Origin of the sequence: Ensifer sp. 2TAB8, from assembly GCF_052115125.1 — a bacterium.
GTDB lineage: Bacteria > Pseudomonadota > Alphaproteobacteria > Rhizobiales > Rhizobiaceae > Ensifer.
Window position 1 is genome coordinate 242010 of record NZ_JBFRGB010000001.1, and the last position, 15371, is coordinate 257380.

Genomic DNA, 15371 nt, shown 5'->3' on the forward strand with positions numbered 1-15371 from the left:
ACAAAAACCTCGGCTCATCGCCGGGGTTCTTGTTTTCTGGATCTATTGATCAGAATTCCTGCCAGTCGTCCTGCGCCACCGCGACGTTGCCGCGTGACATTGGGCGGGCGGGTGTCAAACGCTGCGCCGGCGTGGCTGCCGGTGCCGCCATGGCGCGCGCGGCGGTGCGCAGATCGGCGGTCGATGCGGTACGCGCCTGACCGGGAAGCGTAAAGCGGGTGATCAGTTCGCGAAGGCGGACGGCTTCATTGGCAAGCTGTGCGCTCGCGGCATTGGCCTCCTCGACCATGGCCGCATTTTTCTGGGTCACCTGGTCCATCTGGTTGACCGCGGTGTTGACCTCGCCGAGACCCACCGACTGTTCGCGCGCCGAGACGGCGATCGCGCTCATATGTTCGTTGATCGTCGCGACATGATCGTCGATCGCCTGGAGCGCCGCACCGGTATCGCGAACCAGCCGGACCCCGCCTTCGACCTCGACGGACGAATTGCGGATCAGTTCCTTGATTTCCTTGGCGGCCTGCGCCGAGCGCTGGGCAAGCTCGCGCACCTCCTGCGCCACAACGGCAAAGCCCTTGCCGGCATCACCCGCCCGCGCCGCTTCGACGCCGGCGTTGAGCGCCAAAAGGTTCGTCTGGAAGGCGATCTCGTCGATGACGCCGATGATGTTGGAGATCTGGCCGGAGGAATGTTCGATCCGGCGCATGGCCTCAACCGCATCGGCAACGACGCTGCCGGATCTTGCAGCGCTGGCGTTGGCTTCGGCCGCGACGTGCCGTGCTTCCTCCGCCCGCTTCGTCGAGTTCGTGACATTGGCGGTGATCTCGTCGAGTGCCGCTGCGGTCTCTTCCAGAGCTGCCGCCTGCTGCTCCGTGCGACGCGACAGGTCGTCGGCGCTTTCGCTGATCTCGCGCGAGCCGCCGTCGATCGAGCGGCTGGAATCGGCGACCGCCGCCAGGGCATCGCCGAGCTGGGCGACGGCGCTGTTCAAATCATGACGCAACTGCTCGAAATCCGCTGCGAAAGGCTCATTGAGCTGGAAGGCGAGGTCACCGGCTGCAAGGCGGCGCAGACCGCTGGCGAGGCCCGACGTCGCCTGCAGCAGACGTGCCTGGGCGGCAGCTTCCGCTTCCTCCTGCAGGCGGATGCGTTCGGCTTCGGCGCGAGTGCGGTTTTCCGCGGCTTCCGCTTCCAGCCTACGGTTGGCGATCGCCGCCTGGCGGAAGACTTCAACCGCACCGGCCATCTCGCCGATCTCGTCCTTGCGGCCGGCATAGGGGATCGAAGACGTAACGTCGCCCTCGGCAAGGCGGGTCATGGAGCGGGTCGTGGCAACGATCGGCCGCGAAATGGTGCGTCCGACAAGGAACACCGTCGCCGCGATCACCGCGATCGCCGCGACAATTGCCGCGAGCGCGATCGTCTCGATCGATTGCTGCGTCGAGACGCTCTCGGTTTCGGCCTTGGCCTTTTCCGTCTCGATTGCGCCGGCCACCTGCTCGAATTCCGGTTCGACGGCGGCGAAGGCCTTCGACATGGTGGCGCGCAGTTCGGTCTCGTTTTCGGCGAGCGCCGCATAGTCGTTGAAGGCGGTGGCATAGTCCTTGAGCGCCGCCAGTACCTTGTCCTGCACATCGGCGCCGCCGAAGGCTTCGGCCGGCGTTGCGGCAAAGTTCTTCACTTCGCCAGCATGCTTTTCCACGTATTTGTGGTCGCGCCGCATGATGAAGTCCTTCTCATGGCGGCGCATCATCAGCATGCTCGCCTGAAGGCCCTTGTCCTTTACCGATTTCAAAAGCTCTTCGATCGCGTGCACGGCGGTGCGCATCGCGCCTTCCTTGCCGCTTTCCGGATCGAGGCCGAGCGTCCGGTTGGCGACAACAACGGCCGAAAAGGCCTTCAGGTATCCGTCGTAACCCTCGGAGATCGCCTGCAACTGCCCACGCGTAGAGGCGCTGCCGAGCAGCTTGCTGAGCGCGGCCATCGTCTCCTCAGCTTTTGCGGCCGTTTCCGTATGGGTCGCAGCATATTGGTCTTCCTTGCGCAGCAGGAAATCCTTCTCTGCACGACGGGTCTGCAGGAACTGCACCTCCAGTGTCAGCAAGGCATGCTCGGCATCGCGTTGAACCGCCACCTGTTGGCGGTAGTCCTCCTCTATGTCCTTCTCGACGACGAAAATCGCGACGATCGCGAGAATTCCGGCGACGGCGATCGGCACGAGTAGGCCGATGCGATGGGAAAGCTTGAGGTGAAAACGCGGCATGCGGCAACTCCTTGCGCCAAAGGGCGTCAGGTGAGGAAGATCGGGTTTTGTCGGGAGGTCCGGTTTGAGGCGGAGTGCCTGCATCATGCAGGTGCGACATCGCCGGCAAATTCGCATCCACCATTTAAGGATAGATGAATATTCAATTATTTTTTAGGGTTTCCTAACTGTTGAGCCGAGGACGTGTCGTTGCTCGACGCTCGGGGGCTTGCCATCGGGGCGGCAAGTCGCCATGAGAAACACATGTCAGAAGATCGCCAGAACGAAGAACACAAGAACCGGGTGCGCCTGGACCAGTTGCTGCTCAACACAGGACTGGTCGCCAGTCGTGCCCGCGCGCGTGACGCCATCCAGCGCGGGACCGTCAAGGTCGACGGCCGCACGGTCACCAAGGCAGCGTCCATGTTTGCCGAGACCGTCACGATCACCATCGATGATCCGGCGCAGGACTATGTCTCGCGCGCCGCGCTGAAGCTGGTCGCGGCGCTCGATCATTTCGGGCTCGACCCCGCAGGCGAAAGCTGTCTCGATATCGGCGCCTCGACCGGCGGCTTCACCGAGGTGCTGTTGAAGCGCGGAGCCGAGCACGTGGTCGCGATCGACGTCGGCCATGGCCAGATCCATCCGCGCATCGAGGGTGACGAACGCGTCACCAGCATCGAGGGCCTCAATGCCCGCGCGATGACAGAGGAGGATATCGACGACCGCGACGTCACCTTCGTCGTCTCCGACGTTTCGTTCATCTCGCTGAAGCTGGCGCTGCCCCCGGCGCTCGATATGGCGCTTCCCGGCGCACACTGCATCCTCCTGGTGAAGCCGCAGTTTGAAGCCGGACGCGACGCGATCAGCAAGGCGGGTCTGCTCAAGGATCCCGACAGCGCACCGGCGGTCGCAGCCGAACTCGAGCGCTGGCTCGTCGAAGATATGGGCTGGCAGAGCCTCGGCCTCATCCCCTCCCCCATTGCCGGCGGCGACGGCAATGTCGAGTTCCTGCTCGCAGGCAAGAAGCCATGAGCACGGAAACCGTCACCATTAAGCGGCTCGGCGCCCAGGGCGACGGCATCGCCGAAGGCCCTGATGGACCGATCTTTGCGCCCTTCACCCTGCCCGGTGAGAGCGTAGCACTCGCTGTCAACAAATCGCACGGCACGCTGATCTCGCTGAGAGAGCCTTCCGCAGAGCGCGTCGATCCGCACTGTCGTCACTTCGGGCCGGATGGTGTCAACGGCACCTGCGGTGGCTGCACGATGCAGCACGCCTCGGACACGCTCTATCACGGCTTCAAGCGCGATCTGGTGATCACCGCCCTGAAGTCGAAGGGGCTGAAGCCCGAGGTGGCGCCGCTCATCACCGCCGAGCCCGGCCAACGCCGGCGCGCGGTCTTCACGGCGCGAAAGACCGAGAAGGAACTGCTTCTCGGCTTCAACCAGGCGGAAAGCCACCACATCGTCGCGATAACAGAATGTCCGATCGCGAGCCCGGGTATCGTCTCGAAGCTCGCGATCATCGCGAAGATCGGCGCGGCCATGGCGGTCAACGCCGAGCCCTTCCGCATCACCGTGCTCGAAACGCGCGCGGGCCTCGACCTTTCCATCGAAGGCATCAAGAAGCTCGACGACGGCGAGCGCCGCCGCACCGTGGAGGCCGTCCTTGGCGAGCGCGGCATCGCTCGCGTCAGCCTCAATGGCGAGATCATCGTCGAGCCAGTGAAGCCCGTCATCGATTTCGGCGGCGTCGCCGTGTCACCGCCGCCGGGAAGCTTCACCCAGGCAACGGCACAGGCCGAAGAAGCAATGGCCAAACTGGTGCTCGATCATCTCGGCAAGGCGAAGCGCGTCGCCGATCTCTTTGCCGGTTGCGGCACCTTTGCACTGCGGATCGCCCGCAAGGCGCGCGTCCATGCGGTCGAAGGCGAAGACAAGGCCCTGAAGGCGCTGGATTTTGCCGCCCGCAATACGCAGGGGCTGAAGCCGGTCACGGTCGAAAAGCGCGACCTCTTCCGCCGCCCGGTCATGGCGCAGGAACTCAAGGTCTACGACGCGATCGTCTTCGATCCGCCGCGGGCCGGCGCCGAGGCGCAGTGCCACGAGATTGCCCGCTCCGGCGTCAAGAAGGTCGTGGCCGTGTCCTGCAATCCGGTGACGCTGGCGCGTGACCTTTCGATCCTGACCGCCGCCGGTTATCGCATCACCTCGGTGACGCCGATCGACCAGTTCCTCTGGTCCGCGCATGTCGAGGCGGTGGCGACGCTGGAAAAATGAGAAAAGGCCCGGTTTCCCGGGCCTCTATCATCTCAGGCTTCAAGCACTTGCCATACAGATTCACGACAGCGGCTTACCGCCTTGTTGCTACAGCATTCTGTCGATCCGCGCGCACTCAAGCCGCACGACGACGGCCACCACCGGCCATCCGAGCGTCACCAAGATTGAACTGGGCAAGCAACGCGTTGAGCGAGGCAGCCTCGGACGCGAGGCCATGGCTCGCCGCCGTCTGCTCTTCCACCATCGCCGCATTCTGCTGTGTGCCCTGGTCCATGGTGTTGACGGCGGTGTTGATCTCCTGAAGACCGGTCGACTGTTCGCGTGTTGCGGTCACGATCGCGCTCACGTGTTTGTTAATCTCCTGGACTTCGGCGACGATCGTTTCCAGCGCCTTGCCGGTATCGCCAACCAGGGTCACGCCGTTGCGCACCTGGTTGCCCGAGGTGGTGATCAGCGCCTTGATCTCCTTGGCGGCATTCGCCGAGCGCTGCGCAAGCTCCCGCACTTCCTGGGCGACGACGGCAAAGCCCTTGCCGGCCTCACCGGCGCGTGCCGCCTCGACGCCGGCGTTCAGCGCAAGCAGGTTCGTCTGGAAGGCGATGTCGTCGATGACGCCGATGATGTTGGAGATTTCACCCGAGGACTTTTCGATGGCATGCATTGCCTCGACGGCGTTGGCGACGACCTCACCGGACTTCTCGGCACCGGCGCGGGTGCGGGCAACGAGCGCACCGACTTCCTCGGCCCGGCGAGCCGAGTCCTTGACCGTCGTCGTGATCTCTTCGAGCGCTGCGGCGGTTTCTTCGACAGAAGCTGCCTGCTGCTCCGTGCGGCGGGCGAGATCGTCAGCCGCCGAGCGGATCTCGGTCGCGCCGGCATCGATGCCGCGGGCGTTGGCGCCGACGGCGCAAAGCGTGTCGTGAAGCTTCGCAACAGAGTTGTTGAAGTCGGCGCGCAGACGGTCGAGGCGGTCAGCGAAGGGGTTGTCGATGCGGTAGGCGAGATCGCCTTCAGCCAGACGGCCAAGGCCGGTCGCCAGGCCATCGACGGCCTGCTGCACTTCGGCCGCATCCCGCGCATCGCGGGCCTGACGCTCCAGACGCTCGCGCTCCGACAGCGAGCGGTTCGCATCCGCTTCGCTTTCGAGGCGCGCGCGCTCGACGGCATTCGCCTTGAAGACGGCAACGGCGGCAGCCATCGAGCCGATCTGGTCGCGGCGTTCTTCGCCGGGGATCTCGACGTTGTGGTTGCCGGCGGCAAGCTTTTCCATCGCGCCGGTCATGTCCGTCACCGGACGGATGACGAGGCGATTGAGGAACGTCGCGAGGAAGACGAGCATGACGCCGACCGCAAGGATCGTGGCGATGGTGGCAGCAATCCGGAACTGGTCGATGGCGGAATAGGCGGCATCGGCATCGATGACGAAGCCGACATACCACTCGACCGACGGCAGGCCCTGAACCGGAACGAAGCTCACCAGCATCGGCTTGCCGTCGAGCTCGGTGTTCATGATGCCGGATCCGATCGCCGGCGTGTCGATCGGAAAGGCGTCGGCGAGCGACTTGGTAACGAGCTTGGCGTCCGGATGGACGAGGATCTGGCCGTCCTTGCTGGCGAGGAAGGCAAAGCCTTCGCCGCCGACATCGACGCCCTTGATCATCGAGACCAGCGTATCGAGCGAGAAGTCGCTGGCGGCAACGCCATAGAGCTTGCCGTCACGCTTGACCGGAACAGCGGCGCTGATGATCAGCGCGCCCGTGGAAGCGTCGACATAGGGTTCGGTCAGCACGCGCGCATCGGCCTTCACGGCCTGCTGGTACCAGGGACGCTGGCGCGGATCGTAGCCGGCCGGCATCGGATTGTCCGGCCAGGTGATGAACTTGCCGCTTTCGTTGCCGACATAGGTCGACATGAATTCGCTGGTCAGTACGTCGTTCTTCAGGATCGGCTGGATGGCGCCGTCGTCCGCGACGCTGCCGGTGGCATCGGCCACCATCGCCGTCAGCGTGACGCGGCCATTCAGCCACTTGGCGACGCTCTGCGCTGCCTGCGTGCCGGAGGAGGCAATGTTCTCCTCGACGGCCTTGGTCGTGGTGCTACGCTGCAGCGTGTCGATGTAAACGGAAAAGCCGGCAAAGGCGCCGACGACAACACAGGACGCGGCAACGAGAATCCGCGTCATGAGGTTCGATCGCTTGGACAAGATGGGCTCCCAATGGATGCCGGCGCTACCTGCCGCCGGACATGAGCTCTCGATGATTTTCGCGCAGCATCCTTCGTCCGCCGGAAGGACGGAGCGCTGACGCTGACGGGAAAACGTTGAACATGCCAGAAGGCGGGGCCAGCCATGCTTCATGCGGCCGGGGCCATCCGAAAAGAGGATAGGCCTATCGCGCCGCACGCTAGCGATCGCTATTTAAGAACAAATTAAAATTGATCTATGCAAGTTCGCGATGCCAGCGGCAACGCGATCTTTACGTTGCGGTGGGTAGAACGCCGCCCCGAACGCAAAAAAAACGGATGCGCAGCGGCACCCGTTTATCGCTCAGTCACAGGCCTGCAGGCTGTCTAGCGGCGCATGAAAGCCTCGAAGACGGCCCGCGCTTCAGCACTTTTCAACTGCGCGGCAAAGTGTTTCGCTTCCTCGTCGATCCGCGCCAGTACGTCGCTCCGGTCGCCGCGAACGAGATCGCGGGCGATGCGAAGCGCCTCCGGCGGCTTCTTGGCAAGACGTGCGGCAAGCGCCAGGGTTTCTTCTTCCACCGCATCCTGCGCGACGATCTTCCAGATCAGCCCCGCATCCACGGCCTGGCGGGCGGTCAGCGGTTCGCCGGCGGCAAGCAGCGCGAAGGCCCGCTGGTGGCCCATGATGCGCGGCGCGATCAGGCTCGAAGCCGCTTCCGGTACCAGTGCCAGATCGACGAAGGGGGTCTTGAACAGCGACCGCTCGGACGAGATCGTCAGGTCGCAATGGAGATGGATAGTGGTACCGATGCCGATCGCCAGACCATCGACGCCCGACACGACCGGCTTGGTGGCGGTCGCAAGCGCCTTCAGGAACTCGATTACTTCCATGCCCATGGAGCCGCCCATGGCAAAGGCAAGGAAATCGGCCATGTCGTTACCGGCGGAGAAGCAGCCGTCCGTACCCAGAAAGGCAGTGGCGCGCACGGCCGGGTCGCTTGAAGCGACCGTCAGCGCATTGGTCATCTTCGCGTACATGTCGCGGGTGATGGCGTTTTTCTTTTCCGGGCGGTTGAAGCGGATCACCTGGACGCCGGGATACGCTTCCGGCCGCTCGGTGAGCACGTGGTCGGTCATGATAGCTCCTCTCAAGCCAGAACAGAGCGCGCGAGGGCTAGGCTATCGGCGCCGTTGACGACACGATCCTTAAGCGCCGCAGTCTCCGCCAGCAGGTTTTCCGCGGTGAAGCGGGAAAGCGCGATGCGCTGGTCTTCCTTGCCGTCGGCCACTTCAGCCAGGCCACCCTTGGCCAGATAGGCGCCGGTCAGCGCCAGTCCGAAGAGGCGCTGATAGGCGGTGGCACCGGCCAGCGCTTCAGCTAGCTTGCCGCCGGCAACTGCCGCGATCAGCCACTCGGTCGCGGCCGAAAGATCGTCCAGCGCCGCATCGAGCCGCTCGGCCGTCTCGCCGAAGCCGTTGCGGTTCGAGGCGCGCACGGCCGAGGCTATTTCGCGCAGTTCGTCGATGAAATCGCGCACGTGGCCGCCGTCAGACAGCGGCAGCTTGCGGGTGACGAGATCAATCGCCTGGATGCCGTTGGTGCCTTCGTAGATCGGGGCGATGCGAGCATCGCGCAGGTAGCGGGCAGCACCCGTTTCTTCGATGAAGCCCATGCCGCCGTGGACCTGGATGCCCAGCGAAGCCACATCGACGCCGGCATCGGTCGAGAAGGATTTGGCGATCGGGGTCAGCAGGCTGGAGCGTTCCTGCCAGAACTTCGCCTTCTCGCCTTGTGCCGCGTGCCCCATGTCGACGGCGTGGGCGCAGGCGTAGGAAATAGCGCGCGAGCCTTGCGTCAGCGCCTTCATCGTCAGAAGCATGCGGGCGACGTCGGGGTGCTCGATGATCGGGCTCATGCCCTGACCGGTCCAGCCGGGCGCCTTGCCCTGGGTGCGTTCCTTGGCGAAGGCGATCGCCTTTTGCGTGGCGGCGTCGGCGATGGCAACGCCCTGCATGCCGACGGCAAGGCGAGCGTTGTTCATCATCGTGAACATGCAGACAAGGCCACGGTTCTCCTCGCCGATAAGATAGCCGATCGCGCCCTTCTCGGCGCCGAACTTGCCGTCGCCGTAGATCATCGTGCAGGTTGGCGAGCCATGGATGCCGAGCTTGTGTTCGAGCGAATGGCAGAAGAGATCGTTGCGCTCGCCGAGCGAACCATCCGTGTTGACCAGGAATTTCGGCACCAGGAAGAGCGAGATGCCCCTGGTACCTGCAGGCGCGTCAGGAAGCCGCGCCAGCACGAGGTGGACGATGTTGTCGGTGAAGTCGTGCTCGCCCCAGGTGATGAAGATCTTCTGGCCGAAGATGCGGTAGGTGCCGTCGTCCCGGCGCTCGGCGCGAGTTTTCAAGACGCCGAGATCGGACCCGGCATGCGGCTCGGTCAGGTTCATGGTGCCGGTCCATTCGCCCGAGACCATCTTCGGCAGGTAGGTGGCCTTGAGCTCATCGGAGCCGTGTTTCTCCAGCGCTTCGATCGCGCCCATGGTGAGCGTCGGCCCAAGCGCGAAGGCCATGGAGCCGGCGTTCCACATCTCCATGGCGGCGACGTGCAGCATGTGCGGCAGGTTCTGGCCGCCGAATTCTTCCGGCGCCGTCAGCCCATTCCAGCCGCCGGCGATCCAGCTGTGATAGAGATCACGCCAGCCGTCCGGCGTCTCGACCTTGCCTTCAACCAGACGCGAGCCTTGCCGGTCGCCGATATCGCCGAGGGGAGCAACCTCCTCTGTCGCGAACCGGCCCGCTTCCGACAGGATGGCATCGACCAGATCTTCGCCAAGGTCGCCGAGCGCGCCGGTCTGCAGTGCCTCGCCCATGCCTGCCACGTGTTTCAGCGTAAACGCGATCTCGTCGACGGGTGCCTTGTACATGGTGATCCTCCCAGATGGCCAGGTTGCGCTGGGCGCATCCTCGTTGCGCCGAACACTATTGATTTTTACGTAAACGTCAACGTCATTTGCCGCGCTCCGTCGCGACGTCGCGACGCGTAACAAAACTGTCATCAACGGCGCATAGAAGCCAAGACATACGGCGCCGCGCGTCCTTATGGAGTGCACTGAGGTCGCCGCAGCACGTTGAACGGCTGCATGTTCTTTCCCTCATACCGGCAGCGGTTTGAGAAACCATGTGGCAGGCCCCTGCCAAGGCGTACCGATGAACCTGATTTCCCCCGAAATACCCGGTATCGTCTGGGCCTATCGTTTCCTGCCCGGCGAGAGCCGCTGCCAGCGCATCGCCACCGACGCCTCTATCGACAGCCTGCTTAAGGGCGAAGGATGGGTCTGGGTTCATCTGGCGCTCTCCGACGCACGCACACCTGCGCTGATCGAACGGATCGGAAACCTGCCGCCGCTCGCGGTCACCACGCTGACCAGCCACGATACGCAAGCAGCGATCACGGTTTCGGATGATATCGTACACGGCACGCTCGTCGACTTCGAGCGCACCTTCGACGCGGTGACCAAGACGATCGGCTGGCTGCATTTCGCCGTCAGCGACCGGATCATCATCACCACGCGCCTGCATCCGTTGCGCAGCATCGACCGCGTCAAGGCGGCGGTGGAAAAGAGCGCCAAGTGCGCAAGGTCGATCGACCTCTTCGAGATGATCGTGATCGAGTTCCAGCGCACGCTGATCTCGCTGGTTCTGGAATTGACCGAAGAACTGAACGTCATCGAGGATCATGTCTATGGCGAGGCCGGACATCGCCAGCAGCCGGGGCTTGCGCCGCTCCGCCGCACGGTGGTGCGGCTTCACCGGCATCTGCGCACGATCCTCGCGCTGCTGAGACGGGCTGCCGCCTCGGATGAAGACGAGGTTCCGCCTGGCTTCATCGACGTTGCGGAACGGCTTTCCGACCGGCTCGAGACGGTCGACCGCGACGTCTTCGCGCTACAGGAACGGGCGCGACTGCTGCACGAAGAAATCGACAGCAAGATCTCCTCGGAGACCAACCGCCACCTCTACATCCTGTCGCTGATGACCGCCTTCCTGCTGCCGCCGACGCTCGTTACCGGCTTCTTCGGCATGAACACGGGCGCGCTCCCGTTCTCCGATGGCAGCGGCACGCTCTATGCGGCGCTGTTCATCGCGCTTTCCATGGCTTTTGCCTGGTGGATCCTGCGGCGGATCGGGATTCTCTGAGCCCTTGAGAGCGGGCCGGAAGCGGAAGCCCCGGCCCTGCCCTACCGCTTAGCTATAGGGCGAGTAGCACTGGCGGCGCGGGCCGCCATAGGGCTGATAGGTATTGTCGTAGGCCCTGTAGGAGCGGTAGCGGTCATAGCACCACTGCACATGGCGATTGCCGTAACCGGGCGCGGGACGCGTGTAACGGGGCGGCTGTGCGATCGCCCCGCCGATGATCACACCGGCACCGAAGGCAGCCATCGGGTACCACCAACCATTGTAGTAACGATAGCCAGGGCGCTCGTAGCGATAACCGCGGTAGCCATTGTAATAATAATAATTGCCGCGGCGCTCATAGCCCGGCCGGCGATACTGAACATTCGTCGCGTCATTCTGCTGTTCGACGCGCGGCGGCGTCGGCATGAACGCCTGTGACGGGGCCGCGGATGTCATCAGGACTGCCGCGGCAATGATCGAAGAAAACCACCGGCTCTTCCCGGTCTTCAGCAAAGCCTTCATCAAAACCTCCATAACCGTATCCACGCTCCGCAGGCTGCGAAAAGAATCGCGCAACCACGGGAACTTCAGCCTCTGCATGATTTCACCCGGGTCGCTGCAGAACCGGGGATGACCCTCAGCCGGGAAACCTGAAACCGACCAGCAACGCATAAGCCACCGGTTTTGTTCCATCTTCAGGCATCGCGGCTGGTGCCGCCGCATAGCGACAGACGCGTGCCTGTGCCGACTTCCGTGCATTTCGTTCAGCGGCATGGGGCTGGTCACGGCACCGTGGCGACATATCAAATTATGAAAGACATTGCTCACATACAGCCGGAGGTCGGTATACATTCGCGCGCCGCTCCAGCACAGTCCGGGTCGGGGGCTGGGATTTACGATGCATTAACGATACTGTCGGCAATCTCAGAGAATGGCAAAGCGGTATATCTCCACCACAGGGATGATTCTGCGCCTCGCGACCTTCCTAGGTCTGGCATTCGCGGCGACGATCGCACGCGCCGGTGAACTGGAGCCCTGGAAGACCAAGTCCAACGCCATCATCGTCGACGCCTATGAGATGAACAGCATCGATTGGGAAACGATGCTTGCCGACAAGCGCATCTCCGGCTTCATCGCCAAGGCCTCCGACGGCCTGCCCGAAAGCTTCTCCTGCACCGGCGATCACAACGGCGACACCTTCAACCACTGCAAGACCATGTGGCGCAAATACGCCGTCAGCCGCGAACTCTACCAGACGCGGCGCATGATCGCCCGCACGCACGGGCTGCTATGGGGTGCTTACCATCTCGCCCGTCCCGGCAATCCCGTGGACCAGGCGAACCATTTCCTTGACTACGCCGATCCGCGCGACGACGAACTGATGGTGCTCGATCTCGAAGGCATCGATCCGGAAAAATACATGTCGCTCGAAGATGCCGCCATCTTCGCCGGCCATATCAAGACCCGGACGGGGCGCTACCCGATCCTCTACACCAATCACATCACCGCCAAATATATCGCTGCGCACCGTGCCAAATACCGGCTGCTGTCGCGCCTGCCGCTTTGGTACGCCCGCTACAAGCCGGATATCCGCCAGGTCTTCCCGATGGGCAATTGGGACAGCTACGCGCTGTGGCAGTTTTCCTCCGGCATCAATTGCGGCAAGCGGCGCTGTCCCTACCGCGTGCCCGGAACTCTCGACGACATCGACGTGAACGTCGCGGCGATGTCGCCGCAGGCGCTAAAGGCGATCTGGGCGCAGGGCGCATTGCTGGCTGAAAAGCCGTTGCCGCTTACCATTATCGCCCAAGCCGAGCAGGGAACGGGCGCGCACGCGTTTGCACGGGCGACCGCAACGTTTAGCGAGCCGCTGCTCATCAGCCGTGCCGGTGCCTCAAGCGGGGCCGGCAGCGGCGTCGACATGCTGGTGACCGGCTCCATCGACTTCGCTCGCCACGAACGCGCCATGCAGGTAGCCGTCGCAGCCGATGACGCCGCACAGGGCGGATGCTCCAAGCCATCGGCCGCTACCGGCGGCGCAGGGCCCGCGACCGTCCAGCCGCCGCCCTGCAACACGCCCTGATCCTTTAGGCTTCGATCTGGACATCCCCCAGGGGCCGCGAGCAGCAGGCGAGGATGTAACCCTCGTCGATCTCGTCATCGAGAATGCCGCCATTGTGGTTCATCTCGACGTCACCCGCGACCTTCATCACCCGGCAGGTGCCGCAGATGCCGCCCTCGCAGGCAGCACCGATCCGCACACCATTGGCACGCGCCGTCTGCAGGATCGTCTGACCTGGCTTCGCCTCGACCTCCTTGCCGCTCATGGTGAAAGCGACCTTGGCGGCAGCGACCTCGCTGTCGCCCACCACGCCGGCGCGCACAGCGATCTCCTCCGCCGCCGGTGCGGCCGCAGGCTGGAAGCTCTCCTCGTGGTAGCGGCCCATGTCGAAGCCTGCCGCCTTCAGCATCTCGCGCACGCCGCGCATGAACGGTTCCGGACCGCAGCAGAAGACGGTGCGCTCCATGAAATCCGGCGCAAGCAGCGGCAGCTTGGCGCCATCGATGCGGCCGCGCAGCCCGTGCCAGCCGTGGCGCGCTTCGTGGCCCTCGACGATAAAGCCGAGGCTCAACCCGGACATCTGCGTCGCCAGCACCTCCAGCTCGGAACGGAACAGGAGGTCGTCCGGCCGGCGCGCGCAGGAGATGAAGGTGACGTCCGTCTCCGGTACGCAATCCGCCATCCAGCGTGTCATCGACATCATCGGCGTGATGCCGGACCCCGCGGAGATAAACAGGTACTTTTCACCGGGATGGCGGACGAAGCTGAAGTCGCCGAGCGGCCCGAAGGCTCTCAGTTTCACGCCAGGCTTCAGATGGTCGAACATCCAGCGCGTGCCGATGCTGTCGGCCTGTGCCTTGACCGTCACCGCAATCGACAACGGCCTCGATGGTGTGGACGACAGCGTATAGGTGCGCATGACCGGTTCGTCGGCGACCGGCAGTTCCAGGGTGACGAACTGGCCGGGCAGGTAGCGAAACCAGGCCGGCTTTTCGGCGCGAAAGGTGAAGGTCATGACATCGGCGGTTTCAACGACCGCCGAGGTGCATTCGAGCATCTGCTGCCGGTCGATCCAGACATGCAGCTCGTCGAAATGGTGGAAGGAGGATGCCATCTGCATGTCAGGCGACCTTTGACAGCGGAGCCGCATCGCCTGCAAGGCGCTGCTCCATAAACTTGCAGTACCATTCGACAAACTGCATCACGCCGCCTTCATGGTCCGGTGAATAGGGGCCTGGTTCATAGGCCGGCGAGCGGATGCCGAAGGCGTTTTCTTCTACGATCTGGCGATCCTGGTCGTTGGTCTCGGTCCAGACATGGGTCAGGTCATCGAGCGTATAGTCGACGCCCTCGACCGCGTCCTTGTTGACCAGCCATTTGGTCGTCACCTGCGTGAGTTCCGGCCCGAGCGGCAGAACACGGAAGGTGATGGCATGGTCGGAAAGCACATGGTTCCAGGTGGTGGGGTAATGGAACATCAGAAGCGTGCCGATCTGCTTCTGCCCGACATCGGCCGACAGCGCCCTTTTAACGGCGGCCGCACCGGACATGGTGTAGCTTTCGGCATTGTCGACCAGCGGCATGCGCGCGGCGCGGAACTGGCCGGTCGGCGACATCCGGAATTCGCTCGGCAGGCCCTCGGCCTCGCACTTCGCCCAATGGGCGGCAATCACCGGATCATCCTTGGCGCCCTGTACCCCGGTCGCAGTCGGCGCCTCCGGATAGGTGCGGCAGAGCTCCGGATGATTGGCGGCGCAGTGATAGCACTCGCGATTGTTTTCCCAGACGAGCTTCCAGTTGCCCTTTTCGATGATCGTGCTTTCGAAGGCGACCTTGGTCTCTCCCAGCCGGTGCGGCGCGAGATAGGGCGTGGCGAGTTCGCGGAAGGCCGCAAAATCGGCCGGCGTCTCCGACAGGTTGATGAAGATGTAGCCGCCGACCGTTTCGCAATGGATCGGCTTCAGGCTGTGGGCCGCCTTGTCGAAATCCTCGCCCATCTGGCGTGCGAAGAGCAGCGAGCCGTCGAGTTCGTAGGTCCACTGGTGATAGGGACAGACGAGCTTTGCCGAGGAGCCCTTTGCTTGCGTGCAGACGCGGGAACCGCGATGCCGGCAGGAATTGTGCAGCGCACGGATCGTGCCCTGGCGATCGCGGGTAACAACAACCGGATAGTCGCCGACCTGGACAGTGAAGTAGTTGCCGGCTCGCGGAATTTCGCAGTCATGGCCGATGAACAACCAGTCCTTGTACCAGATGTTTTCCAGATCCTGCCGGTAGTAGTCGGGGTCGATGTAGAAGGCCCGATCGAGGCTGTAGCCGTCACGCCGGCCCTTCAGCTTGCGAAGCATATCGGTCTTGGTATCCATGTCCTGTCCTCATGCGCCATGTTTCGGAGAGGCAGGACAGGAACCCGCACGGG

At 63.6% G+C, this 15371-nt stretch carries 11 protein-coding genes; 4 read left to right on the forward strand and 7 right to left on the reverse strand.

Annotation, left to right across the window (positions count from 1 at the left end):
- Positions 1–49: 49 nt before the first annotated feature.
- Positions 50–2263, reverse strand: coding sequence for a methyl-accepting chemotaxis protein (locus tag AB4Z53_RS01305; protein WP_441594283.1), 2214 nt, complete (start codon positions 2261–2263; stop codon positions 50–52).
- A gap of 243 nt (positions 2264–2506) precedes the next feature.
- On the opposite strand from AB4Z53_RS01305, the gene AB4Z53_RS01310 reads away from it, so the two are divergent.
- Together AB4Z53_RS01310 and AB4Z53_RS01315 are read left to right on the forward strand one after the other, a co-directional pair.
- Positions 2507–3277 carry a TlyA family RNA methyltransferase gene (locus AB4Z53_RS01310; RefSeq protein WP_291148248.1) on the forward strand — a complete coding sequence of 257 codons (771 nt, stop codon included), beginning with the start codon at positions 2507–2509 and terminating at the stop codon, positions 3275–3277.
- A complete protein-coding gene (locus AB4Z53_RS01315) occupies positions 3274–4524 on the forward strand; it encodes a class I SAM-dependent RNA methyltransferase (RefSeq protein ID WP_441594284.1) in 1251 nt (416 codons plus the stop codon). Before AB4Z53_RS01310 ends, AB4Z53_RS01315 begins: the two co-directional genes overlap by 4 nt.
- 115 nt (positions 4525–4639) lie before the next feature.
- Here AB4Z53_RS01315 and mcpU read toward each other — a convergent pair whose 3' ends face one another.
- The 3 genes from mcpU to AB4Z53_RS01330 all read right to left on the reverse strand — a co-directional run bounded on the left by mcpU (position 4640) and on the right by AB4Z53_RS01330 (position 9638).
- Entirely contained in the window at positions 4640–6727 is a 2088-nt protein-coding gene (gene mcpU / locus AB4Z53_RS01320; protein ID WP_113538012.1) for a methyl-accepting chemotaxis protein McpU, read from the reverse strand.
- A gap of 365 nt (positions 6728–7092) precedes the next feature.
- Entirely contained in the window at positions 7093–7845 is a 753-nt protein-coding gene (locus tag AB4Z53_RS01325; RefSeq protein ID WP_441594285.1) for a crotonase/enoyl-CoA hydratase family protein, read from the reverse strand.
- 11 nt (positions 7846–7856) lie between these two features.
- A complete protein-coding gene (locus AB4Z53_RS01330) occupies positions 7857–9638 on the reverse strand; it encodes an acyl-CoA dehydrogenase (protein WP_441594286.1) in 1782 nt (593 codons plus the stop codon).
- A gap of 283 nt (positions 9639–9921) precedes the next feature.
- Between AB4Z53_RS01330 and AB4Z53_RS01335 the strand changes: the two genes are divergently transcribed.
- A complete protein-coding gene (locus AB4Z53_RS01335; RefSeq protein WP_441594287.1) occupies positions 9922–10911 on the forward strand; it encodes a transporter in 990 nt (329 codons plus the stop codon).
- A 48-nt stretch (positions 10912–10959) separates the two neighbouring features.
- Here the strand turns inward: AB4Z53_RS01335 and AB4Z53_RS01340 are convergent, their stop codons facing one another.
- Positions 10960–11412, reverse strand: a complete 453-nt coding sequence (locus AB4Z53_RS01340; RefSeq protein ID WP_113538089.1) for a BA14K family protein — start codon at positions 11410–11412, stop codon at positions 10960–10962.
- Positions 11413–11821: 409 nt separating this feature from the next.
- On the opposite strand from AB4Z53_RS01340, the gene AB4Z53_RS01345 reads away from it, so the two are divergent.
- Complete coding sequence (locus AB4Z53_RS01345; RefSeq protein WP_441594288.1) at positions 11822–12973, forward strand: glycoside hydrolase family 25 protein; 1152 nt, start codon at positions 11822–11824, stop codon at positions 12971–12973.
- Positions 12974–12977: 4 nt separating this feature from the next.
- Here the strand turns inward: AB4Z53_RS01345 and AB4Z53_RS01350 are convergent, their stop codons facing one another.
- Positions 12978–14072 (reverse strand): hybrid-cluster NAD(P)-dependent oxidoreductase, encoded by a 1095-nt coding sequence (locus tag AB4Z53_RS01350; RefSeq protein ID WP_291148270.1) that lies wholly within the window; start codon positions 14070–14072, stop codon positions 12978–12980.
- 1 nt (position 14073) lies between these two features.
- Positions 14074–15318 (reverse strand): aromatic ring-hydroxylating oxygenase subunit alpha, encoded by a 1245-nt coding sequence (locus AB4Z53_RS01355; RefSeq protein ID WP_441594289.1) that lies wholly within the window; start codon positions 15316–15318, stop codon positions 14074–14076.
- Between the last annotated feature and the right edge of the window lie 53 nt (positions 15319–15371).